Genomic DNA, 21,997 nt, shown 5'->3' with positions numbered 1-21,997 from the left:
AAACAAAATCTTATATTTTTATTAATATAAATTACAATTGATTTTCATTTATATAATCTCTTCTTAACTGCCCACAAGCTGCATTAATATCTCCACCCATTTCTCTCCTAATAGTTGTATTTATATTTCTACTTTCAAGTATCTCTTTGAATTTTAATACATTTGCATCTTTTGAGGTCTTAAAATTAGCCTCTTTTATTGGATTTAGCGGTATTAAATTCACATGACATAACATACCTGATAGTATTTTAGCCAACTCATTAGCATGCCTTGCAGAATCGTTCACGCCATTAATCAATGTATATTCAAAAGTAATTCTCCTATTTGTTTTACTAATATAATACTTACAAGCATCTAATATATCTTTAATTGTATATTTATTAGCTATTGGCATAATTTTTTTTCTTTCATCATCAAACGCCGAATGTAATGATATTGATAATGTAATGGGTATCTTAAGATTGGCTAAATCATAAATCTTAGGCACTATTCCACATGTAGAAAGAGTAATATGTCTATATCCTAAGTTTTGTCCGCTTTTGCAATGTATAAGTTCTAAAAACTTTATTACATTATCAAAATTATCTAGAGGTTCACCACTTCCCATTAAAACTATATTACTTACTTTAACATCTAAATCCTTTTGTATCTGATATACTTGATCAACAATCTCACCTGGTGTAAGATTTCGTACGAAACCACCTTTTGTGGAAGCACAAAACGAACATCCCATCTTACAGCCAACTTGTGTAGAAATACATACAGATATTCCATGTTTATACTTCATCATAACACTTTCTATTATATTGCCATCTTCAAGTAAAAAAAGATATTTTTTTGTTTCATCAATTTTTGAATCAAATCTTTTAACTATTCGCAATTTGGTTATTTTATATTCATTATTCAGCTTGTCCTTTAATGTTTTAGAAAACTCAGTTATATCGTCTATTGAATTTATCATTCTCTGATGAATCCATCTAAAAGCTTGCTCACCTCTAAAAGATTTTTCTCCAATACTTTTAAATAAATTCTTTAATTCATCCAATGTTAAAGATTTTAAATCTTTTTTACTCAAAAAATCCCTCCTAATTCTACTTTACATATTTTTTATTATAGCATATTTAATCATATAGTTATTACTAGTAAATTTTAATCAATTTTGCAATAAAAAATCCATCTGTTCCATGAATATTTGGGAAAAACTCAATATATCCATCTTTACTGCTAATTTTTATATCATCGCACTTGATTTCTTCTATTGGAACAAGTTTATACATCGGATTTTCCGATAAAAATCTGTTAATTAGTCTTATATTTTCTTCTTTTTCTATTGTGCATGTACTGTATACTAAAATACCATTTTGTTTCAAATAACGACTACTATTTTTAAGAATATTATACTGTATCTCATTAATCTCTTTTATATCTTCTAAAGTTCTATTATATTTTATTTCTGGCTTTCTTCTTATTAATCCAAATCCAGAACATGGAACATCTACTACACAATAGTCTATTTTCCCTACTAAATCAGTATCTAATACTAAAGCATCAAAAACTTCTGTATCAATAATATCGATACCTAATCTTCTCGCATTTTGCTCAACTAACTCAAGCTTATGCTCATGTATGTCTCTAGCAATAATTTTGCCTTTGTTATTCATCTTCTGCGCTATATGAGTAGTTTTGCCTCCAGGCGCACTACACACGTCTAAAACTAAACTGCCTTCTTTAGGATTTAATATCTGTCCTACAAGCATTGAACTCTCGTCTTGGATTTGAAAATATCCTTTGTTAAATTCTTCTGTATCAGTAATTCTGACAGGGTTTTCAACTATTATCCCATCATCTGCATATTTAGTCTTATAAACTTTTAAACCCTTATTATTAAGTCTTTTCATAAGTTCATCTCTACTAATTTTTAATGTGTTTACCCTTATATTTAATTTAGGTTTTTTATTATTAGCCATACATAGTGCTTCAGTAAACTCAAAACCAAATTCTTTAACCCATCTTTTAACCATCCACTCTGGATGTGAATATTTTATTGAAAGATATTTTATAGGTTCTAACTCTTTATCAGGAACTTTAATATTATTTTTGTTTCGAGAAATAGTACGTAACATTCCATTAACAAAACCAACAGTTCCTTTATGGCTATATTTTTTCGCTAATTTAACCGATTCATTACATGCAGCACTATCCGGCACTCTATCCATAAAAATTATCTGATAAATTCCCATTCTTAAAATTTCTTTCACTATCGGTGATATTTTACTAAATCTAACTTTTGAATATTTCTTAATAATCCAATCTATAAATATTAAATTCTCTAATACACCATATACTAATTCTCTAATAAACAATTCATCTAGTTCTTTTACATTTGATCTCAAATTTTTATTCACTGATATACTAGAATAGGCTTTTTTTACATCTATTTCATATAATATTTTCAAAGCAATTTCTCTTGAATTTTTCATAATACATTTTCCCTCCATCAAAAAAATAAAGGGGCTGTCCCCTTTAATCTCGTCTATTGCTTAATATTATCAATCTCAACAACTGGCCAATCGCAACTAGTGTAGCAGCAACATATGTTAAAGCCGCTGCTCTTAAAACCTTTTTAACTGGACTTACTTCTTCATAAGTTATTATACCATTTTGAAGCTGAACTAAAGCTCTACGACTCGCATTGAATTCAACAGGTAGTGTAATAACTTGAAAAGCTACTACTGCTAAATAAAGTAATATCGCTAACTGAATCAAAGCATATGCCTGTAAAATAAATCCTGCGAAAATTAATATCCAAACAAATCTAGCCCCAAAACTCGCCACAGGTGCAATACTGTTTCTTAGAATTAATGGAAAATATCCATTTGCATGTTGTATTGCATGACCAACTTCATGTGCAGCTACTCCTATCGAAGCAACTGATGTTCCACTATAAACATCTCTTGAAAGTCTTAGAACTCTACTTCGTGGGTCATAATGGTCAGTAAGCCTTCCTCCAATTAATTCAATCCTCACATCATAAAGACCATTTCTATCAAGTATCATTCTTGCAACTTGTGCTCCAGTATATCCCGAAATATTTCCTATTCTAAGATACTTACTAAAAGTTGTTTGGACTTTAGTTTGAGCATACATAGCAAATATTATTGCAGGTAAAACTAATATAAAAGTTGGATCTATTCCATAGTATCCATAATGATACATATTTATACCTCCTTTAGATAAAATTTTATGGCTTCTTCTAATTTTTTTATATTAACCCTAGTATCAAAGCAGGGCCCATTAGGTCTTTCATTAATAACTCCTATTACTGGTATTTTCCTTACATCGTTAATCCCACTTACTAAGTCTCTTTCACAAGCTACAGCAATAATTGCTTTTGGCCTGTTTTTTTTAATCCATTCTCTAGCTAAAGTCCCACCAGTAGCAACAACTGTTTTTACATTATATTCTCTACTTAATCTTAATATATCACTTATATCACATTTACCACACATCCTACAATTATTTATATCATGAGTAATTTTATGTTTGCAATCTGAACTCTGTAAACAATGTGGTATAAGAATAAGAATATCTTCACTATTTATGTTAATATTTTTTGTCATAACTAATAAATTATTTATATCTGCAAAAACTCTTCTAATACTATCCTTGTCCAATCTAAATACTTTAGCTATAAAAACTAAAATTGGAAACAAAATTTTATTCATTTTTTTTAGATATTGATAACTTATATTTGATAAGTTCTTGCCAGTAGTTAAGATATATAACAATAATACCCCTATTAAAATATTAAAAGCAAAAAATATTAAAATTGTTGAAATAACTAATAGCACTATTTTTGATATATCTACTGAATTGCTAAAAGCCAAGTAAAAACCAAAATAAATTATAAATATTAAAATTATAAATAATATTGATAATGTACTTATAAAACTGAACTTATCCTTTTTCATGTAATTCACTTCCAAATTATTTTAATATTATACCTGTAGGAAATTCATTACCCTTTAAATACTCTGAGACCTTCATTCTTCTCTTATTTGGAAATTGCAATTCTTTTATAACCAAGCAGTCTTTAGCTGTACTAACATAAATTCCTTCATTATCTACTTTTACAACTTGACCTATATTACCTTCTTTAATTTCTTTACAAACTTCTGTCACAAAAACTTTGACTTTCATATTATTATATTCAAAATAAGCACAAGGCCAAGGATTTAAACCTCGTACTAAATTATGAATTTCAACAGCTGTTTTTCCCCAATCTATCTTACCAATAGATTTATTTAAAATTGGAGCATAAGTAGCTATACTATTGTCCTGTGGAATTCTTTCTATTTGTCCTTTTTCAATATAATGTAAAGTTTCTACAAGTAATTCTGCTCCAATTTCCTTCAATCTATCATGCAGTTGGCCAGCTGTTTCGTTTTCACCAATTAAAACTTCTTTTTTAAGAAGCATATCACCTGTATCTAATCCTTTATCCATATACATAGTTGTTATCCCTGTTTTCTTTTCTCCATTAATAATTGCCCAGTTTATAGGTGCAGCTCCTCTATAATACGGTAATAAGGAAGCATGTACGTTAATGCACCCATATTTAGGTAATTTCAAAATTTCTTCTTTTAAAATTTGTCCATATGCTACAACTACTATTACATCTGGTGATATACTTTCCAATAACTCAATAGTCTCTTTTGTATTAACATTTTCTGGCTGAAACACTTTAATTCCTAACTTTTCAGCTTCAACCTTAACCGGAGGAGAAGCTAGTTTTTTTCCTCTGCCTTTAGGTCTATCAGGTTGAGTAATTACTAAAGGTATATCATATTTGCTTTCATGTATTCTCTTAAGTGTAGGTACTGCAAAATCTGGAGTTCCCATAAAAACTACTTTCATGCTAACACCTCTATCTGTTTTTTTATAATAATCCATAGGAAATTATAATAAAATCTTATATTTTAAAAATTTAATGTCGATTTTATTGAAACTTTGTCTGGCATGTTTACATGCCAGAGTCGTTATAAACTACTTTAAATTGTGGATAAATTCAAATATAATTTCCGAATTATCCTTATAATTTATTTAAATCTATGATTTTGTTATAACTTTATCAACAAACAAAATACCATTTAAATGGTCTATTTCATGGCATAAAGCTCTGGCCAAAAGACCGGTTCCTTCAATCACTAATTCTTTTCCGTTCTCATCTAAATATTTAACTTTAACTTTACTAGGTCTTTTAACTTCTCCAGATTCTCCCGGAACGCTTAAACATCCTTCTACATCGATAACTTCACCTTCCATTGATATAATTTCTGGATTTATTAATTTAATAGGTCCTTTACCAATATCTATAACAACTACTCTTTTCAAAATTCCCACCTGTGGTGCTGCCAATCCTACTCCTTCATTTTTATACATTGTTTCTAACATATCATCTAATAATATCTTTATTCTATCATCAATCTTTGTTACTTCTCTTGACTTTTTTCTAAGAATTGGGTCGCCTATATATCTTAATTGACGAATTGCCATGATATCATCCTCCTAAATTACACTTACTGGATTTATATCGATACTAATTTTTATATTCTTGAACTTTTTATCATTTTTTTTATTAATAACTAAATCTTTAAGTATTTTCTTGACAATTTTTATTTCTTCTTCTTTACATTTTATCATAATTTGATGGCGATAGTTATTTCTTATTTTATAAATTGGTGCTGGATTGGGGCCTAAAATTAAATCGTCTCGTATTTCCCCAAAACTTTCTTTTAGTGCATTTACTAAGCAAAAATAAAACTCTTTAGATGCTTCATTAAGTTTAATCTCATCCCTACTTCCTAACACAATATTTATAATGTTTGTATAAGGTGGATAATTAAATTCTTTTCTTATTTTTATCTCCATATCATAAAATTTCTTATAATCATGCTCCTTTGATGCTAAAATACTATAGTGCTCAGGTTCATAAGTCTGTAATATAACTCTACCTTCTGCATCACCTCTGCCTGCTCTACCACTCACTTGAGTAACTAGTTGAAAGGTTCTTTCTGATGCTCTAAAGTCTGGTAAATTTAAACTTATATCTGCAGCTATTATACCAACTAGAGTTACATTTGGAAAATCTAATCCTTTTGAAATCATTTGTGTTCCTATTAAAATATCTATTTCTCCTCTTTTCATGCCATTTAAAATTCTTTCATGACTACCTTTTTTAGTAGTATTATCTACATCCATTCTAGCAACTTTAGCTAATGGAAATATTTTTTTTATATATTCTTCAACTTTTTGCGTTCCTATTCCAAAATATTTTATATATCTACTACCACACTCAGGACAAGTAGTTGGTGGTTTAGCAGACAATCCACAATAATGGCACTTTAAAACATTATTATCTAAATGATAAGTCATTGAAATATCACATTCTGAACATTTAACAACATACCCACATTTTCTACAAGATATAAAAGTTGAAAATCCTCTTCTATTCAAAAACAAAATCGTTTGTTTTTTATTATGCAAATTATTTTTTATTGCCTTAAATAAAGATTCGCTAAGTATTGATTTATTACCTTTTTCAAGTTCTTCCTTCATATCAACAACTTCAATACTTGGCATTTTAGCTTTATTTGCTCTAGTAGGCATCTCTAACAGCTTAAAATCACCATTTTTAGCTCTGTAATAAGTTTCAATCGAAGGAGTTGCAGAACCTAAAACTAAAGCAGCATTTTCTAAATCACATCTTTTCTCTGCTACTTCTATAGCATTATACTTTGGATTCATACTCGATTTATAACTATTTTCATGCTCCTCATCAATAATTATTAACCCTAAGTTGTTAAAAGGTGCAAATACAGCTGATCTAGCTCCTACAACTATCTTCACCTTACCTTCCTTAATCTTCCTCCACTCATCATATCTTTCTCCAATAGAAAGCCTACTATGCAAAATCGCTACATTATTTCCAAATCTACCTACAAATCTCTCTACAGTTTGCGGTGTTAAAGAAATTTCTGGTACTAAAACAATTGAATCCTTATCTTGATTTAGCATTTTCTCAATAAGTTGCAAATAGACCTCAGTTTTCCCGCTACCAGTAACACCGTGTATCAAAAACTTGTTTATATTACCTTTAGATATATCGTTAATAATAGTATCCAAGCATAATTTTTGGTGCTCAGTTAAACTCACTTTTTTATAAGGTGGAATATATTCTTTAATTGGACTTCTATCGACATTAATATCCAATATTTCAATTAGTCCTTTTGAATATAAAGATTTAATAGTAGAATAACTGCAGTTAGCCTTTATCATTAATTCTTTTAACTTTATATACTCTACATCATTTAATATTTTTATTACTTCAATTTGCTTATTTGCATTTTTACTTAAAGAATCTATTATTTCCATAGTTTTATCTTTATCAAATATTCTCTTTACAAACTTTTCATATTTCTTACCTATACCAGTATTGATTTTATCAAATATTTTTACTAATCCTTTATCTTCTAGAGCTTTTATATGTAAATTAATATTTTTTATACACAAGTCAGTTTTTAACTTACTTAATTCACATTCTTTTAACTTAAATAAATATTCAATTATTTTTCTCTGATTTTCATCTAAGCTATCTTTATAAGCATAATTATACCCTTCTGTAATTTTAATATATTTTATAACTTTATTACTAATACCAGTTGGTATTATTGTCTTAAATACTTCTATATACTGTGCCAGATATTTGTCCTTCATCCACAACCCAAGTTCTATAAGTTTCTTTGAAATTATTGGAGTATCATCAATTACTTTTTTAATTGGTTTCAATTTATTAGAGATAAAATCTATATCATCCACTATTTCAATCACTAACCCCTCTAATAATCTATTACCTTTACCAAAAGGTACTAAAACTCTTTTCCCTACTTCTACATAGTTAATTATTTCTTCAGGAATAACATAAGTAAATAATTTATCAGTATTTGTACTTGCATTATCAACTACAATTAAAGCATATTTGTTTTTATGCATACAATCAACCTTTCAAAAAAAGAAAATATATATAAATTATATAATGGATAAAAAGCTAGATAAATAGCTTTCAGCTAATACCTAGCTTAAATACATATCATGACAACAATTCCTCTACTTTATCAAGAATTATTTTCGCTAACTCTTCTTTTGACATTTGTGGATAATTATTTATATTACCTTTCTTATCGATTATTGTAGCAATATTAGTATTACTTCTAAAACCTGCATTTTTCATTGTAACATCATTAGCTACAATAAAATCTAAGTTTTTATTTTTTATTTTCTTCATAGCATTTTCTATTACATCATTTGTTTCTGCGGCAAATCCTACTAATATCTGTTTTTTCTTTAGCTTACCAAAATGGGCTAATATATCTGGATTTCTAACAAATTTGATATTAAGACTTCCATCTTGTTTTTTTATCTTTTTATCACTGACAACTTCTGGTCTATAATCTAATGGAGCTGCTGCTTTTATCAATACATCAATCTCATCAAAATACTCTTCAATTGCTTTTAACATCTCCATCGTTGTATTTACATTTACTACTTTAATGCCATCTGGTTTGTCCAAATTAGTCGGTCCACTTATAAGAATTACATCTGCACCTCTTCTCTTAGCCTCAATAGCTATAGCATATCCCATTTTACCACTTGAAAAATTAGTTATATATCTAACAGGATCTATTTTCTCAATAGTAGGACCTGCTGTTACAACAATTTTCTTGTTCAATAAAGTCTTCTTTGCAAAATGCATTTTTATTATATATTCAACAATATCTGCAGGCTCTGCCATTTTACCTTCACCATAATCTCCACATGCTAATCTTCCTGAAGCAGGTTTAATAAACTCATAACCTAAGGTTTTTAATTTCTCCATATTCTCTTTAAATATTGGATTTCTATACATATTTGTATTCATAGCCGGTGCAAAAATTACTTTTGCCCTAGTAGCCATAATAGTCGTGGTTAACATATCGTCAGCAATTCCATTAGCTACTTTACCTATAACATTAGCTGTAGCAGGAGCTACTAAAAAAATATCCGCTTTCTGTGCTAATGAAATATGTTCAACTTCCCATTTTTTAGGTTCAGCGAACATATCAACAGTTACAAAATTTTGTGATAATGATTGAAATGTTAAAGGAGTAACAAATTTTGTAGCCGATTTTGTCATAATAACATCTACATTTGCACCTAATTTTTTCAATCTACTAACCACATCTACAGCTTTATAAGCCGCTATTCCCCCTGTTACTCCTAAAACTATATTAACATTCGAAAGCAATATCATCCCTCCGTTATTTAATACCTTTTATATCTGGTCTTGAATATTCAATCTTACCTTGATAAATTTCATGAACAGCAATTGTAACCGGCTTAGCTGAATCTGTATTTACTAATGGTTTATCTCCATCTACAATTTGTCTTGCTCTTTTTGATATCATCATTACTAAAGTATATCTACTGTCTACTTTCTTTAATAAGTCATTAACTGAAGGATATAACATACCTATACCTCCTCATATTTTTTTATTATTTCTCCAAGTCTTTTAACTTTACATTTTTCTGCCTCAATTATAAATTCTATTTTTGAAACAGCATTATCTACTTCATCATTTATAATAGCATACTCATATTCATTTACATATGATATCTCTTTATATGCACTATTAAATCTAGTTTTCAACGATTCTTCTGTTTCTGTACCTCTTTTTTCAATTCTGTGTCTTAACTCTTCCATTGAAGGTGGTAAAATAAATATAAAGACTCCATCAGGATATATCTTTTTAACTGCCAAAGCTCCTTGTATATCAATCTCTAATAAAACATCTTTGCCCTCATCTAATTTATCTAATACAAATTTTTTAGGTGTACCATAGTAATTCCCATAAACATTTGCATATTCCAAAAATTCTTCTTTTCTAATCATTTCTTCAAAGTCTTCTTTTGTAATAAAAAAATAATTCACTCCATCTATTTCGCCATTTCTAGGCCTTCTAGTTGTAGCTGATATAGACAAATTAATATTTTTATTGCGCCTTAACAACTCTTTACATATAGTACCTTTTCCAGCTCCTGAAGGTCCAGATATAACTATCAATAATCCCTTACCCATAAATCTACTCCCCTCTATTCCTTAATTGAATCTACATCATGTGCCTCTCTATTTTCTAGTCTATGAGCAACTGTTTCTGGCTGAACAGCAGATAAAATTATATGATCGGAATCTGTAATAATTACAGCTCTGGTTCTTCTCCCATAAGTTGCATCGATGAGCATTCCTCTTTCTCTAGCTTCTTGTATTATTCTCTTAATTGGAGCCGATTCAGGGCTTACAATTGCAACAATTCTATTAGCTGAAACTATATTCCCAAATCCTATATTTATTAACGTAATACTCATAAAAATCCTCCTCTACTCAATATTCTGAATTTGTTCTCTTATTTTCTCAATTTCACTTTTTAATTCTACCACTTTATTTGTTATAACAATATCGGACGCCTTTGAACCGATAGTATTAGCTTCTCTATTCATCTCTTGAATTAAAAAATCTAACCTTCTTCCAACTGGTACATCTGCATCAAGTGTCGAAATCAATTGATTGACATGACTATAAAGTCTTACTATTTCTTCATCTATATTACTCTTATCCGCAAAAAAAGCCACTTCATTTGCAAGTTTATTTTCGTCTAATTCATAACTATCTCCTAACAATTCTTCTATTCTACTATTTAATTTATTTTTATATTCTAAAACGACCTCAGGACTTCTAGCCTCTATAGTTTTTACTATATCTATAATATTTTTCGCTCTTAATTTTATATCTTTAGCTAGCTCCTGTCCTTCTCGAATTCTCATTTCAATTAATTTATTAAGAGCTTCTTCAAGCCCATTTTTTAAGCAATTCCAAACTTCATCTTCATCCTCTTCTTGTTTTTCAACTTTTATTACGTCTGGAAATTTAGCTATTAAATCAATTGTTATTTTATCTTCTATATATAACTTCTCATTAAGAACTTCAACTGCTTCTTTATATGCTTTTGCCAAAGGCAAATCGACTTGTACTTTAACCCCACTATCATCCATATATTCCAAGTTTATGTAAACTTCAATCCTACCTCTACTTATCTTACTTTTTATATATTTTCTTATTCTATCTTCTATATAATTCAAATGTTTAGGCATTTTTATTATTATATCATTATACCTATGATTTACCGATTTTATTTCTACCACAAAATGTCTTACGTTATCTCTACTTTCGCCCCGTCCAAAACCAGTCATGCTTTTAATCACCGTATCATCCTCCTAAGTTATTATAATCAATTTTAACATAAATTACACTCTTGTCAATCTATATCAACTACTACTTATCATAATAGACTCCTTGACAAATAATTTCTGCTGGACCAGTCATGAAAACTTCATTGTTCCTTTGTTCTATTTCAACTGTACCGCCTAACAAATGAACTTTAACTTTCTTAGAAGTATTATATAAAATATTACTTATAACAGCCGCACTTGCCGCACCAGTCCCACAAGCAAGTGTCTGTCCTACCCCTCTTTCCCAAGTTAATACCTGTAAATTAGTATTATCAATTATTTTACAAAAATTTACATTTATTTTGTTTGAAAATAACTGATGATTTTCTATTTTACATCCTATAACATTTATATCTATTTTATCTAAATCATCAACAAATATAACGGCATGAACACTACCAACTACAACTGCTGAAATTCTAAAAATATTACCATCAATTTCAATACTTTCATCTAATATTTTTTCTTTATCAGTATTTGCATGTATTATTTTAGGTGAAAAATAAGCTTTTCCTAAATTTACTTCCACAAAACTAATTTTCTCTTCTGATGACATAATCCTAGGTCTCATTATTCCTGCTAATGTTTCAACTTCAAATTCCTTATTTTTAACTAGTTTTTTATCAAAAACATATTTGGCAAAACATCTAATACCATTTCCACACATTGGAGCTTGCGAACCATCAGCATTATAAAAAAGCATCTTAATATCTGAATTAGATGAACGCTTTACTACCATCATTCCATCTGCACCTATTCCAAAATGTCTATCACAAACCTTTTTTGCTAATTCATTATGATTTGGCAAGTTTTGATTTATTCCATCAAATATAATAAAATCATTTCCTAGTCCATGCATTTTCGTGAACTCAAGCATAAATCTCCCTCCATATGCAATCTGTAATCTATATTATATTATTATATTACTAATTCAACTTCTTACCTTTAAATTGTTACAATAATTTAATAGAACAAAATCTTCGATTTAAATAAATTAAGGTATATTTTGCCTATATCCATTACGAAAATTATATTTTAATTATCCTCAATTTAATTTCCTATGGATTATAAAAAACAAATTAATCATATATATTGCAAACTTTGATATTTAATATATTTAATGTTATACTTTATATTAATTATATAAAATGGAGGAATTGATATGGCTCTAGACGGTATCGTAATAAAAGCGATTATTAACGAATTAAAAGAAACAATTCTTTTTGGTAAAATTGACAAAATATATCAACCTGAAAAAGATGAAATTTTAATAAATATAAGAAATAATAAAAACTATAAACTACTAATTTCAGCTAGTAGTAATAACCCTAGAATATATTTAACTCAACACACAAAGCAAAATCCTATTAATCCACCTATGTTTTGTATGCTTCTTAGAAAACATCTTCATAGTGGAAAAATTATTAATATTTATCAACCTTCTTTAGAAAGAATAATTGTCATAGAAGTAGAGTCTTTAGATGAATTAGGTATAAAGTCAGTAAAACAACTTATTGTCGAAATAATGGGAAAACATAGTAATATCATTTTAGTAGATAAAAATAATAACAAAGTCATTGATGCAATTAAAAGAATTAGTGCAGATATAAGTTCAAAAAGAATTGTATTACCTGGTTGTGAATATGCACAACCACCTTCTCAAGATAAAATTAATCCAATTTCTATAGACGAAAAATCTTTTATCCAAAGTATTAATAATGCCAATCTAGGAGAATTAACCTACAAATTTTTATATAAAAACTATATGGGAATAAGTCCATTAATTGCAAAAGAAATATGTTATAGAGCTAAAATTGATGACAGTACAAAAATAGGCGAATTAAACGAAATTAAAATAAATAGCTTGTTAAAAGAGTTCATGCATGTAATGGATTTAGTAAGAAAAGATATATTCACTCCAAATATCATTATTGATACCGAAAAAGATAAAGTTGTTGCTTTTTCATCTATAGATTTAACACAATATAAAAATCTAACAAAGAAAAATTTTACTTCTATTAGTGAAACTTTAGAAGAATTCTATTTAACTAGAGATAAATTAGATAGGTTAAAACAAAAATCTAGCGACCTTAGAAAAGTTATAAATACTAAATTAGAAAGAAATATAACTAAACTTGCAAAGTTAAAAGAGGAATTGCTTGAAGCTAAATCTAAAGATAAATACAAAATCTATGGTGATTTAATTACAGCTAATATATATAGAATAGAAAAAGGTCAAGATGAAGTAGAACTAGAAAACTTCTATTCTCCAGACTATTCAATAGTAAAGATAAAATTAGATCCTAAATTGACGCCTGCACAAAATGCACAAAAATATTATAAAAAGTATAATAAACTAAAAGTTGCAGAAAAAACTTTACAAGAACAGATAGCCAAAGCTGAAGAAGAAATAAAATATTTAGAAAACATCCTAGTTTGTATGGAAAATTCTTCTGATATTCAAGAATTAGAAGAAATCAGAGATGAATTGATAAAAGAAGGATATATTAAAGGTAGTAATAGAAATAATAAAAAGTCAGATCGAATTGTATCTAAACCCTATCACTTTATTTCTTCAGACGGATATGATATTTATGTAGGTAAAAACAATAAACAAAATGACTATTTAACTTTAAAATTTGCTGAAAAAAATGATATTTGGCTTCATACAAAAGATATTCCCGGATCACATGTTATCATTAAATCCAAAGGTAAAAATGTACCAGAAAAAACTATTTTAGAGGCTGCTTTATTAGCTGCTTATTATAGTAAAGGTAAAATGTCAAGCAATGTACCTGTTGATTATACGGAGAGAAAATATGTCAAAAAACCAAAAGGTTCTAAACCAGGTATGGTGATTTATGTAAATAATAATACTTTGTATGTAACACCTAGAATTGAAGAAATAAACAAAATTAAAAGGGTAGAATAAAATTCTATCCTTTTTTTCTTGTTACCCCTAATATGATAAATAATAATGGTACTATTAATGTTAAACATATTCCAAGTATAAAATGCTCTAAATATACAAAATAAATATTCATAGGTAGTATTGTGAAAAGTAAACTTCTAATTAGAAATATAAATAAAAGTCCAATTAAATATTTTGCTATCTGATTTAGAAATGAGTTGTATTCATTAAAATTTATATACTTAGATTCTAAAAAACTACCTAGTAAAGTACCAAAAAGTAAAGATAATATTTTTATATTGCTCTCTGTTACTGCCAAAAAATGCATCAAAACTAACATTATAATTAATCCTATATTTATTAGCTTACTGTTATACCTTTTAAAATAATCTAATATTGATTGAAACAACCAAACAATTAAAATCCCTAATATTAATCCTCCGATTACATCTATGGGCCAATGTACTCGCAAATAAAGCCTTGAAATACCAATTAAAATAATTACAGTCCACCCAATAACATAAACTACTTTTTTTCTAACTTTTTTCATTATATAGTACCAGAACGTAGTAGCACCTTGAGTATGTCCACTAGGGAATGAATATCCTGGTGCAGATTGTATATAGGGTGTTTGAATTTCACTATGTAAAAATGGTCTGCCTGTATGAAATATTACCTTAAATAAGTTATTACTATAAATTGATACAGCTAATACAGAAAAAAGCTTTATCCCAAATCTTTTGTTTACACACCAGTAAATATAAGCAATAAACATTAAATAAAAAGACTCACTGCCAAGATTAGTTATAAAAATAAATATTTTATCTAAAATTGGACTATTTATTTCTTGAAAAAAGAGTAAAATTCTAATACCCATAAAATCACCACTTTAGTTTATTCTTAAAAGTTTACTATAGATTCTTTTTCATTATATGTCAGTCAGATAAAATATATGTAAAAAGGAGTAGCATTTTGCTACTCCTCAGACTGTTGACAAACTTATTCTCTTAAGTATTTTATGAAAATGAAAGCGAATGCTTGAAAGAATTTAGTTAAAAAACTAGGTGAAAATTTTTAGAAAATCCGTAGGTTTGACAGGAGGTCAAACCAGCATCCTACAAGACAGGAGGTCTTGATTAGGTGCGTTAGGATTTTCTAAAAATTTGAGCCTTAAGTTTTTTCTAAATTCGTCCGCATGAGCGTCATTTTCATAAAAATTTTACTTTGTCAACAAGTTCAGGAGTAGCGTTTTGCTACTCCTCTACAATAGTTTCAGGTAATATTTTATTTACTATTATCCCAATTAAAGCTGCTAAACTCAAACCTACTATCTGTATATTATCTGTTATTTTAATTCCTATAACACCTGTAAAACTTGGATTTGATCTTAAGAACTCAGTACCTATCCCTGCAACTAGTATTAAAGATGATATTATCAAATTTCTATTACTTGAAAAATCTACTTCTGCATTTGTTATTGTTCTTATTCCAACACTTGCAATCATACCAAATAGTATTAAACTTACTCCACCCATTACTGGTTCAGGTATAGTCTGAAGTATTGCTCCTAACTTTCCTATAAAACTTAATCCTATGGCTATAAAGGCTGCAAGTCTTAAAATTGATGGGTCATATACCCTAGTTACAGCTAGTACACTTGTATTTTCACCATACGTTGTATTTGCAGGCCCACCTATAAAACCTGCAAACATAGTTGCTAAACCGTCTCCTAATAATGTTCTATGAAGTCCTGGATCTTCAAAGAAATTCTTGCCAACTACCGCACCATTAGTAGTTATATCTCCTATATGTTCCATAAAAACTGCTAAAACTATCGGAGCAATCATTGCCACAGCTCCAATGCTAAATTTAGGTAATGTAAACTGTGGTACACTTATTATACTGGCATTTGCTATAGGTTCAAAATTTACTATACCAATGATAGCTGAAAAAATATAACCAACTACAACTCCACATAGTATAGGTATTACCTTAAAAAATCCTTTAGAAAAGATTGAAACCCCTATAACAGTAAGTACTACGACAAAAGCCACTAACCAATTTTTTGAAGCCATTTGTATAGCTACAGGACTCAAAATCAATCCAATAACTATAATCATCGGGCCTGTTACAATAGGTGGAAAAAAACTTTTTATCTTATCTGCTCCGTAAATATATATAAGCATTGAAAGAACTAGATATAACGCACCTGCTACTATAATACCACCTTGTGCATATCTAACATCTCCATATTGATTTGCAACCGCATTTATTACAGGAATAAAAGCAAAACTTGAACCTAGAAAAACTGGTACTTTACCTTTAGTTACAAAGTGAAATATTAGTGTACCAACTCCTGCTGAAAACAATGCAACAGCTGGATTTAAGCCAGTAAGTATTGGCACTAATACCGTAGCTCCAAACATTGCAATAACATGCTGAAGCCCTAAAATACCTTTTCTTCCTAGGCTTTTTAATCTTTCTCTTTCTTTTTTATTTTCTGATACACTTTTGAACATAAAAATACCTCCCTTTTTTTATTATGGGAGATAACTCTATCTCCCTTTTTCAGCCTCACTGGACTGAATTAAAAGGTTAATATATTTAATTATATTACCTTTCAACGATTAAAACTTTATTAACATCATCTACTTCTTCAAACTTTACACTTACTACCTCTAATTTTGATGTAGGAACATTTTTCCCTACAAAATCTGGTCTTATCGGTAATTCTCTATGCCCTCTATCTATAAGTACTGCTAATTGCACCTTTTTTGGTCTTCCTTTATCTACAAGTGCATCTAATGCTGCTCTTACAGTTCTACCTGTATATAGCACATCATCAACTAATACAACAATTTTATCAGTTATATCAATTTCAAACTCAGTAGTCCCAACAACAGGATTTACATCTATTTCAGTTAAATCATCTCTATATAAAGTAATATCTAATGTTAAAACAGGAACTTCTTTACCTTCTATTTCATAAATTTTCTTTGCTAACCTTTTTGCAAAAGGGATTCCTCTAGTTTTAATACCTACAAGTACTAAATCTTCTACTCCTTTGTTTCTTTCTATAATTTCATGTGCAATTCTTGTTGTAGCTCTTATTATAGCTTTTTCGTCCATTATAACTGCCTTTGTCTTCAACATTTGTCACCTCCTAACAAAAAAACTTCTTATCTGGTTGATAAGAAGTTACAATACTCCTTCATAAAAAACTGTAAATCCTTATCAACCTCTCAGGGCAGATTTAAAGGATACTATTTTTTTCTGATTATATCATAATAATTTAATTATGTCTATAATTTTTTCTTCTTAATATATTTAATACTTTATTAAAATAATCAGGTAATTCAGAATCGAATTCCATATATTTTTTAGTACGTGGATGAATAAAACCTATAACTTTAGCATGTAATAATTGTCCTTCTTGTTTAAACTCATTTTTCTTACTCCCATATACTGTATCGCCAACTAATGGATGTTTTATATATGACATATGTACTCTGATTTGATGTGTTCTCCCTGTTTCTAACTTTGCTTCAATCAAAGTATACTGCCCGAATCTTTCCAACACCTTAAAATGTGTAATCGCATTTTTACTATTTCTATCTGTAACAGCCATTTTTTTTCTATCTACAGGATGTCTGCCAATTGGTGCATTTATCGTACCGCTATCGACTTTTATATTACCTTCTACTAAAGCATAATATATCCTTGTTATTGAATGCTCTTTTAACTGTTTAGAAAGCTCCATATGAGCAAAATCATTCTTTGCTATCATTAACAGCCCAGAAGTATCTTTATCAATTCTATGCACAATTCCAGGTCTCACTACTCCATTTATCGTAGATAAACTCTCTAAATGGAAAAGTAAAGCATTGACTAAAGTTCCACTATAATTCCCCGGTGCAGGATGAACTACCATACCTTGTGGTTTATTTACTACAGCAACATCCTCATCTTCATAAACTATTTCTATCGGCAAATCCTGTGGTATTAACTCAAGCTCTTCAGGTTCTGGTAATTCTACAGTTATTATATCTCCTTTATTAACTATATATTTGGGTTTTATTTGTAAATCATTAACTTTTATATGTCCATCTTTAATTAGTTTTTTAATATATGATCTAGACACTTCCTCTAGCTTTTTTGCCAAATATGAATCTATTCTTTCGCCAATATCATCTTCTACAATCAGTTCTATAATCTCCATAAAATCACTCTTCCGTATTTATTTCATATTTATCATATAAAACTAAATATGCAATAATAATAGTTGAAATAACAACTAGACAATCTGCTATATTAAACACAGGAAAATCATATAACTTTCCAAATTTAATATCTATAAAATCTATAACATAACCTAAACGCAATCTGTCTATAAGATTTCCTAAAGCACCAGAAAAAAGTATTGTCAGAGCTATCTTCATTGGTTTACTAAGATTAGTGTATTTCTTCATATAGAAGATAATCCCAACTAGTACCAAAATAGTAATAACAATAAAAAATAGTTGTTTATTTTGCAAAATACCAAAAGCTGCACCAAAATTCTCAACATAATTTAATTGTAAATAATTTTTTATAATTGGAATCGGGCTTCTTCCCAATAAAAATTTAACTGCTAAATACTTAGTTAATTGGTCAAATATAATAAGAATAATAGCAACTATATAAAACATTTGCCCCTCCTCAATAATATTTTCCATTAATATTGTAAAATATTATTATCAATTTTACAATACTAATCCAATATTAAAGGTTAGGTATCCACCTAACCTTGTTCTTTTTGTTCTTCAGGTATATCCTCTCTATTTAAATCCTTTAACTGCCCTTTGTAATACTCATTTGATATTTTATCAACTTCTTCTACTATTCCTGCTTCTTTCTCATCAAATATCCCTTGATTATCTCCTGTACTGTATGACGGATCTCCTTTAACTTCATTAAATCTAGCAACTGCCTGCCAACTATCTTCTCCATCAAATTCCACTTCATCTTCTATTGTTATATCTCTATAACTTCTTCCAAAAGGATATCCTAATACTTCTTCTTCAACAGGCCTATAATCCATAGTCTTTTCTAAAGGAATTTCTTTATTTGCACATTCAATACAAAACTTTGCATAAGGTATTATCTCGAGCCTTTCTTCATTTATTTTTTTACCACATTTTTCACAAATTCCATACGTTCCATTTTCTATCCGATTTAATGAATCTTCTATTTGCCTCAATAAATTCTCTTCATTATTTTTTAAATTCATCATTTGACCCACAATAAATGTTTCTGTACCAATATCTGCTGGATGATTGTCGTACATTGATAGCTCATCAAAATAGTCTTGCATAGATATATTTGGCTCATTTTCATTCATTTTATCTATTGTTTCTAATATCTTATGCTTTTCTTCTAATAATAGCTTTCTGAAATGTTCTAATCTTCTTTTGTCCATCATACCCTCCTTATAAATTTTCTTGCACAATTTTTACCAAATCTGCTATAAAATCACCTATTAATGGTAAATTCCAAGAAATCATTTTCTGTAATATATAAATCACAAATGCTCCTAATATTGTGAATCCAACAGCCATTCCAAATCCTCTTGCTAATCCTCCAATAAAATTAATGTATAATAATCTTTTTCTATTATTTAAAATATCAACATATTCAGCTATTTTTGCCTTTTCTAATTGCAAGGCTATCTCGTGTATCTTTTTTTCTAATTCTTTTTCTTGCATAGTAATCTCCTTTCAAATAATTTACCCAATTTTATTGTATATTATTTATAATTTTTCAATAAGAGTTTATTAATAATTTTTCAAAATTATTCTTGTTTAACTAATTTATCCTTATATTAATGACCATATCTAGCTAATAATAAATAGAAAAATAAAAGACTATTCTTTTTAAATACTCCACCCCATAATTCAACTAATAATAGAAAGAAAAATAATAAATAATCTGTATATCTATGACAATCATTTTCTATTATACTTACATCAATATTTTCAGAATTTAAGTTACTTATTTTATCCATCATATTACCACTCCCATCTTTATATCCTATTATATATTATGTAAAGCTCGATAGGGAGTTACTTTTAAATTTAAAAAAGAAAAAGGCAAAAACCGTTTTGGTTTTTACCTCTTTAAGTGTCATAGATTATTAACACACTTTTTTATCTGTTTAATCTCATTATATAATATCTTCAATTGTTCTAAAGTAAGTGATTGATATCCGTCAGATAAAGCCTTAGTAGGATCTGGATGTACTTCCACCATTATACCATCCGCACCTACTGCTACGGCTCCTCTTGTCATTGGAATAACTAAATCCCTTCTACCTGTACCATGACTTGGGTCTACAATTACGGGTAATTTACTTAAAGTTTTCAAAATTGGCACAACTGTTAAATCAAGTGTATTTCTAGTATAGTTTTCAAAAGTTCTAATACCACGTTCACATAATATAATATTATCATTACCTTCCAAAGCAATATATTCAGCCGCCATTAGCCATTCTTTTACTGTTGCTGTCATTCCTCGTTTTAATAATATCGGCTTATTTAATTTACCTACTTCTTTTAATAAAGAGTAGTTTTGCATATTTCTTGAACCAATTTGTATAATGTCTATATATTCTAATGCCTTTTCTAAATCACGAGGATCCATAATCTCAGAAACAACTTTTAAATTATATTTAATTGCAACTTCTCGTAAAATTTTCAATCCTTCAAATCCTAATCCTTGAAAAGAATATGGTGATGTTCTCGGTTTAAAAGCGCCACCTCTAATCAGTCTTATTTCTAAACTATCTAACATTTCACCAACTAATTCCATTTGCTTTTCATTTTCAACTGCACATGGCCCTGCAATAATCGAAAAGTCTCCATCACCAATTTTAATACCATCACCTAAATCGATAATTTTCTTATCCTCATGTTTTTTACCAACATATTGTAATTCCATGATTACTCCTCCATAATAGTTATATGAGGCTTATAATTCTTTGCACAATTTCTGCAGAATTTTTAGCTGATTCAATAACAAATTCGTTAAAGTTAACATGTGCCGAACCATCAGCTTTATCTGAAATAGCTCTAAAAATAACAAAAGGAATATTATTCAAATAACAAGTCTGTCCTATTGCTGCACTTTCCATTTCAACACAATAGCCTTTGAAAATTTCCCATAGCTTATCTTTCTTCTCTGGACTTGCAACAAATACATCTCCACTTAGTATTCTTCCTTCATACAATTTATGCTCTTTAAGTTCCTCAGCCGCTACTTTTTTAGCTATATCTATTAACCTCTTATCAGCTTTAAATTTATATTCGTCTAATCTTGGAATTTCTCCTAACTCGTATCCAAAACCTGTTGCATCAACATCATGTTGAACTACATCTGTAGAAATAACTATATCCCCAATATTTAAACTATCGTGTATCGCACCAGCAACTCCTGTATTTATAATATAATCTACATTAAAATATGTAATTAATATCTGAGTACAAATTGCAGCATTCACTTTTCCTATACCACATCTTACTAGAACTATATCTTTATTACTAAGTTTTCCTTCATAAAATTTCATTTTAGCCTTTTCTGTAACTTTATCTATTTCCATTTTATCTTTAAGAATTTCTATCTCTTCATCCATAGCCCCTATAATACCAATTCTCATATTCTTTCCTCCTA

General features: G+C 28.6%; 24 protein-coding genes. 1 reads left to right on the top strand and 23 read right to left on the bottom strand.

The features are described from left to right. Window positions 1-31: 31 nt before the first annotated feature. From rlmN to dapF, 13 genes are all read right to left on the bottom strand, one after another. Window positions 32-1,075 (bottom strand): dual-specificity RNA methyltransferase RlmN, encoded by a 1,044-nt coding sequence (gene rlmN / locus AB4Y15_RS03815; RefSeq protein ID WP_427338552.1) that lies wholly within the window; start codon window positions 1,073-1,075, stop codon window positions 32-34. A gap of 64 nt (window positions 1,076-1,139) precedes the next feature. Continuing rightward, window positions 1,140-2,480: a 16S rRNA (cytosine(967)-C(5))-methyltransferase RsmB gene (gene rsmB, locus AB4Y15_RS03810; RefSeq protein WP_427338551.1), complete on the bottom strand. Its 1,341-nt coding sequence runs from the start codon at window positions 2,478-2,480 to the stop codon at window positions 1,140-1,142. A 43-nt stretch (window positions 2,481-2,523) separates the two neighbouring features. Next, window positions 2,524-3,216: a zinc metallopeptidase gene (locus AB4Y15_RS03805; protein ID WP_427338550.1), complete on the bottom strand. Its 693-nt coding sequence runs from the start codon at window positions 3,214-3,216 to the stop codon at window positions 2,524-2,526. Between the two features lie 2 nt (window positions 3,217-3,218). After that, entirely contained in the window at window positions 3,219-3,971 is a 753-nt protein-coding gene (locus AB4Y15_RS03800; protein ID WP_427338548.1) for a DUF116 domain-containing protein, read from the bottom strand. A 16-nt stretch (window positions 3,972-3,987) separates the two neighbouring features. Then, window positions 3,988-4,917 (bottom strand): methionyl-tRNA formyltransferase, encoded by a 930-nt coding sequence (fmt, locus tag AB4Y15_RS03795; RefSeq protein ID WP_427338547.1) that lies wholly within the window; start codon window positions 4,915-4,917, stop codon window positions 3,988-3,990. A 192-nt stretch (window positions 4,918-5,109) separates the two neighbouring features. After that, window positions 5,110-5,556, bottom strand: coding sequence for a peptide deformylase (def, locus tag AB4Y15_RS03790; RefSeq protein WP_427338546.1), 447 nt, complete (start codon window positions 5,554-5,556; stop codon window positions 5,110-5,112). A 12-nt stretch (window positions 5,557-5,568) separates the two neighbouring features. Further along, on the bottom strand, window positions 5,569-8,052 hold the full coding sequence (priA, locus tag AB4Y15_RS03785) for a primosomal protein N' (protein ID WP_427338545.1): 2,484 nt from the start codon (window positions 8,050-8,052) through the stop codon (window positions 5,569-5,571). Between the two features lie 97 nt (window positions 8,053-8,149). Further along, the gene (gene coaBC / locus AB4Y15_RS03780; RefSeq protein WP_427338544.1) at window positions 8,150-9,343 is read right to left on the bottom strand and encodes a bifunctional phosphopantothenoylcysteine decarboxylase/phosphopantothenate--cysteine ligase CoaBC; all 1,194 of its coding nucleotides are present in this window, start codon (window positions 9,341-9,343) and stop codon (window positions 8,150-8,152) included. Window positions 9,344-9,356: 13 nt separating this feature from the next. After that, complete coding sequence (gene rpoZ / locus AB4Y15_RS03775; RefSeq protein ID WP_427338543.1) at window positions 9,357-9,566, bottom strand: DNA-directed RNA polymerase subunit omega; 210 nt, start codon at window positions 9,564-9,566, stop codon at window positions 9,357-9,359. Window positions 9,567-9,568: 2 nt separating this feature from the next. Next, the gene (gene gmk / locus AB4Y15_RS03770; protein WP_427338542.1) at window positions 9,569-10,174 is read right to left on the bottom strand and encodes a guanylate kinase; all 606 of its coding nucleotides are present in this window, start codon (window positions 10,172-10,174) and stop codon (window positions 9,569-9,571) included. 14 nt (window positions 10,175-10,188) lie between these two features. Beyond that, window positions 10,189-10,461, bottom strand: a complete 273-nt coding sequence (gene remA / locus AB4Y15_RS03765) for an extracellular matrix/biofilm regulator RemA (RefSeq protein ID WP_054870349.1) — start codon at window positions 10,459-10,461, stop codon at window positions 10,189-10,191. Between the two features lie 12 nt (window positions 10,462-10,473). Beyond that, window positions 10,474-11,355, bottom strand: coding sequence for a YicC/YloC family endoribonuclease (locus tag AB4Y15_RS03760; protein WP_427338541.1), 882 nt, complete (start codon window positions 11,353-11,355; stop codon window positions 10,474-10,476). Window positions 11,356-11,425: 70 nt separating this feature from the next. After that, window positions 11,426-12,259 (bottom strand): diaminopimelate epimerase, encoded by an 834-nt coding sequence (gene dapF / locus AB4Y15_RS03755; protein ID WP_427338540.1) that lies wholly within the window; start codon window positions 12,257-12,259, stop codon window positions 11,426-11,428. A gap of 285 nt (window positions 12,260-12,544) precedes the next feature. Between dapF and AB4Y15_RS03750 the strand changes: the two genes are divergently transcribed. After that, window positions 12,545-14,314 (top strand): Rqc2 family fibronectin-binding protein, encoded by a 1,770-nt coding sequence (locus AB4Y15_RS03750; protein ID WP_427338539.1) that lies wholly within the window; start codon window positions 12,545-12,547, stop codon window positions 14,312-14,314. Window positions 14,315-14,318: 4 nt separating this feature from the next. Here AB4Y15_RS03750 and AB4Y15_RS03745 read toward each other — a convergent pair whose 3' ends face one another. The 10 genes from AB4Y15_RS03745 to AB4Y15_RS03700 all read right to left on the bottom strand — a co-directional run bounded on the left by AB4Y15_RS03745 (window position 14,319) and on the right by AB4Y15_RS03700 (window position 21,983). Further along, window positions 14,319-15,170, bottom strand: a complete 852-nt coding sequence (locus tag AB4Y15_RS03745) for a phosphatase PAP2 family protein (RefSeq protein WP_427338538.1) — start codon at window positions 15,168-15,170, stop codon at window positions 14,319-14,321. A 376-nt stretch (window positions 15,171-15,546) separates the two neighbouring features. Beyond that, a complete protein-coding gene (locus AB4Y15_RS03740) occupies window positions 15,547-16,812 on the bottom strand; it encodes a uracil-xanthine permease family protein (RefSeq protein ID WP_427338537.1) in 1,266 nt (421 codons plus the stop codon). 94 nt (window positions 16,813-16,906) lie between these two features. Then, the gene (gene pyrR / locus AB4Y15_RS03735; RefSeq protein ID WP_427338536.1) at window positions 16,907-17,446 is read right to left on the bottom strand and encodes a bifunctional pyr operon transcriptional regulator/uracil phosphoribosyltransferase PyrR; all 540 of its coding nucleotides are present in this window, start codon (window positions 17,444-17,446) and stop codon (window positions 16,907-16,909) included. A gap of 139 nt (window positions 17,447-17,585) precedes the next feature. Further along, window positions 17,586-18,512 carry an RluA family pseudouridine synthase gene (locus tag AB4Y15_RS03730; protein WP_427338535.1) on the bottom strand — a complete coding sequence of 309 codons (927 nt, stop codon included), beginning with the start codon at window positions 18,510-18,512 and terminating at the stop codon, window positions 17,586-17,588. A gap of 4 nt (window positions 18,513-18,516) precedes the next feature. After that, on the bottom strand, window positions 18,517-18,981 hold the full coding sequence (gene lspA, locus AB4Y15_RS03725; protein ID WP_427338534.1) for a signal peptidase II: 465 nt from the start codon (window positions 18,979-18,981) through the stop codon (window positions 18,517-18,519). A 92-nt stretch (window positions 18,982-19,073) separates the two neighbouring features. Next, window positions 19,074-19,751 carry a TraR/DksA C4-type zinc finger protein gene (locus AB4Y15_RS03720; protein WP_427338533.1) on the bottom strand — a complete coding sequence of 226 codons (678 nt, stop codon included), beginning with the start codon at window positions 19,749-19,751 and terminating at the stop codon, window positions 19,074-19,076. 10 nt (window positions 19,752-19,761) lie between these two features. Then, window positions 19,762-20,037 (bottom strand): DUF5665 domain-containing protein, encoded by a 276-nt coding sequence (locus AB4Y15_RS03715; RefSeq protein ID WP_035163730.1) that lies wholly within the window; start codon window positions 20,035-20,037, stop codon window positions 19,762-19,764. A 116-nt stretch (window positions 20,038-20,153) separates the two neighbouring features. Next, on the bottom strand, window positions 20,154-20,336 hold the full coding sequence (locus AB4Y15_RS03710) for a hypothetical protein (RefSeq protein ID WP_427338532.1): 183 nt from the start codon (window positions 20,334-20,336) through the stop codon (window positions 20,154-20,156). Window positions 20,337-20,455: 119 nt separating this feature from the next. Then, window positions 20,456-21,268, bottom strand: coding sequence for a bifunctional 3-deoxy-7-phosphoheptulonate synthase/chorismate mutase (locus AB4Y15_RS03705; protein ID WP_427338531.1), 813 nt, complete (start codon window positions 21,266-21,268; stop codon window positions 20,456-20,458). A gap of 19 nt (window positions 21,269-21,287) precedes the next feature. Beyond that, entirely contained in the window at window positions 21,288-21,983 is a 696-nt protein-coding gene (locus AB4Y15_RS03700; RefSeq protein WP_427338530.1) for a 5'-methylthioadenosine/adenosylhomocysteine nucleosidase, read from the bottom strand. Between the last annotated feature and the right edge of the window lie 14 nt (window positions 21,984-21,997).

This window comes from Caloranaerobacter longqiensis (assembly GCF_050286925.1).
In the GTDB taxonomy this organism is placed as follows: Bacteria; Bacillota; Clostridia; order Tissierellales; family Thermohalobacteraceae; genus Caloranaerobacter.
Note: the sequence above shows the minus strand (reverse complement) of the source record. Positions and strands in the feature narration are given on the sequence as shown.

Coding starts and splice junctions, on each gene's coding strand:
- rsmB (WP_427338551.1), bottom strand. CDS start 2,480: ATGAAAAATTCAAGAGAAATTGCTTTGAAAATATTATATGAAATAGAT.
- AB4Y15_RS03805 (WP_427338550.1), bottom strand. CDS start 3,216: ATGTATCATTATGGATACTATGGAATAGATCCAACTTTTATATTAGTT.
- AB4Y15_RS03800 (WP_427338548.1), bottom strand. CDS start 3,971: ATGAAAAAGGATAAGTTCAGTTTTATAAGTACATTATCAATATTATTT.
- fmt (WP_427338547.1), bottom strand. CDS start 4,917: ATGAAAGTAGTTTTTATGGGAACTCCAGATTTTGCAGTACCTACACTT.
- def (WP_427338546.1), bottom strand. CDS start 5,556: ATGGCAATTCGTCAATTAAGATATATAGGCGACCCAATTCTTAGAAAA.
- priA (WP_427338545.1), bottom strand. CDS start 8,052: ATGCATAAAAACAAATATGCTTTAATTGTAGTTGATAATGCAAGTACA.
- rpoZ (WP_427338543.1), bottom strand. CDS start 9,566: ATGTTATATCCTTCAGTTAATGACTTATTAAAGAAAGTAGACAGTAGA.
- gmk (WP_427338542.1), bottom strand. CDS start 10,174: ATGGGTAAGGGATTATTGATAGTTATATCTGGACCTTCAGGAGCTGGA.
- remA (WP_054870349.1), bottom strand. CDS start 10,461: ATGAGTATTACGTTAATAAATATAGGATTTGGGAATATAGTTTCAGCT.
- dapF (WP_427338540.1), bottom strand. CDS start 12,259: ATGCTTGAGTTCACGAAAATGCATGGACTAGGAAATGATTTTATTATA.
- AB4Y15_RS03750 (WP_427338539.1), top strand. CDS start 12,545: ATGGCTCTAGACGGTATCGTAATAAAAGCGATTATTAACGAATTAAAA.
- AB4Y15_RS03745 (WP_427338538.1), bottom strand. CDS start 15,170: ATGGGTATTAGAATTTTACTCTTTTTTCAAGAAATAAATAGTCCAATT.
- AB4Y15_RS03740 (WP_427338537.1), bottom strand. CDS start 16,812: ATGTTCAAAAGTGTATCAGAAAATAAAAAAGAAAGAGAAAGATTAAAA.
- pyrR (WP_427338536.1), bottom strand. CDS start 17,446: ATGTTGAAGACAAAGGCAGTTATAATGGACGAAAAAGCTATAATAAGA.
- AB4Y15_RS03730 (WP_427338535.1), bottom strand. CDS start 18,512: ATGGAGATTATAGAACTGATTGTAGAAGATGATATTGGCGAAAGAATA.
- lspA (WP_427338534.1), bottom strand. CDS start 18,981: ATGTTTTATATAGTTGCTATTATTCTTATTATATTTGACCAATTAACT.
- AB4Y15_RS03720 (WP_427338533.1), bottom strand. CDS start 19,751: ATGGACAAAAGAAGATTAGAACATTTCAGAAAGCTATTATTAGAAGAA.
- AB4Y15_RS03715 (WP_035163730.1), bottom strand. CDS start 20,037: ATGCAAGAAAAAGAATTAGAAAAAAAGATACACGAGATAGCCTTGCAA.
- AB4Y15_RS03710 (WP_427338532.1), bottom strand. CDS start 20,336: ATGGATAAAATAAGTAACTTAAATTCTGAAAATATTGATGTAAGTATA.
- AB4Y15_RS03705 (WP_427338531.1), bottom strand. CDS start 21,268: ATGGAATTACAATATGTTGGTAAAAAACATGAGGATAAGAAAATTATC.
- AB4Y15_RS03700 (WP_427338530.1), bottom strand. CDS start 21,983: ATGAGAATTGGTATTATAGGGGCTATGGATGAAGAGATAGAAATTCTT.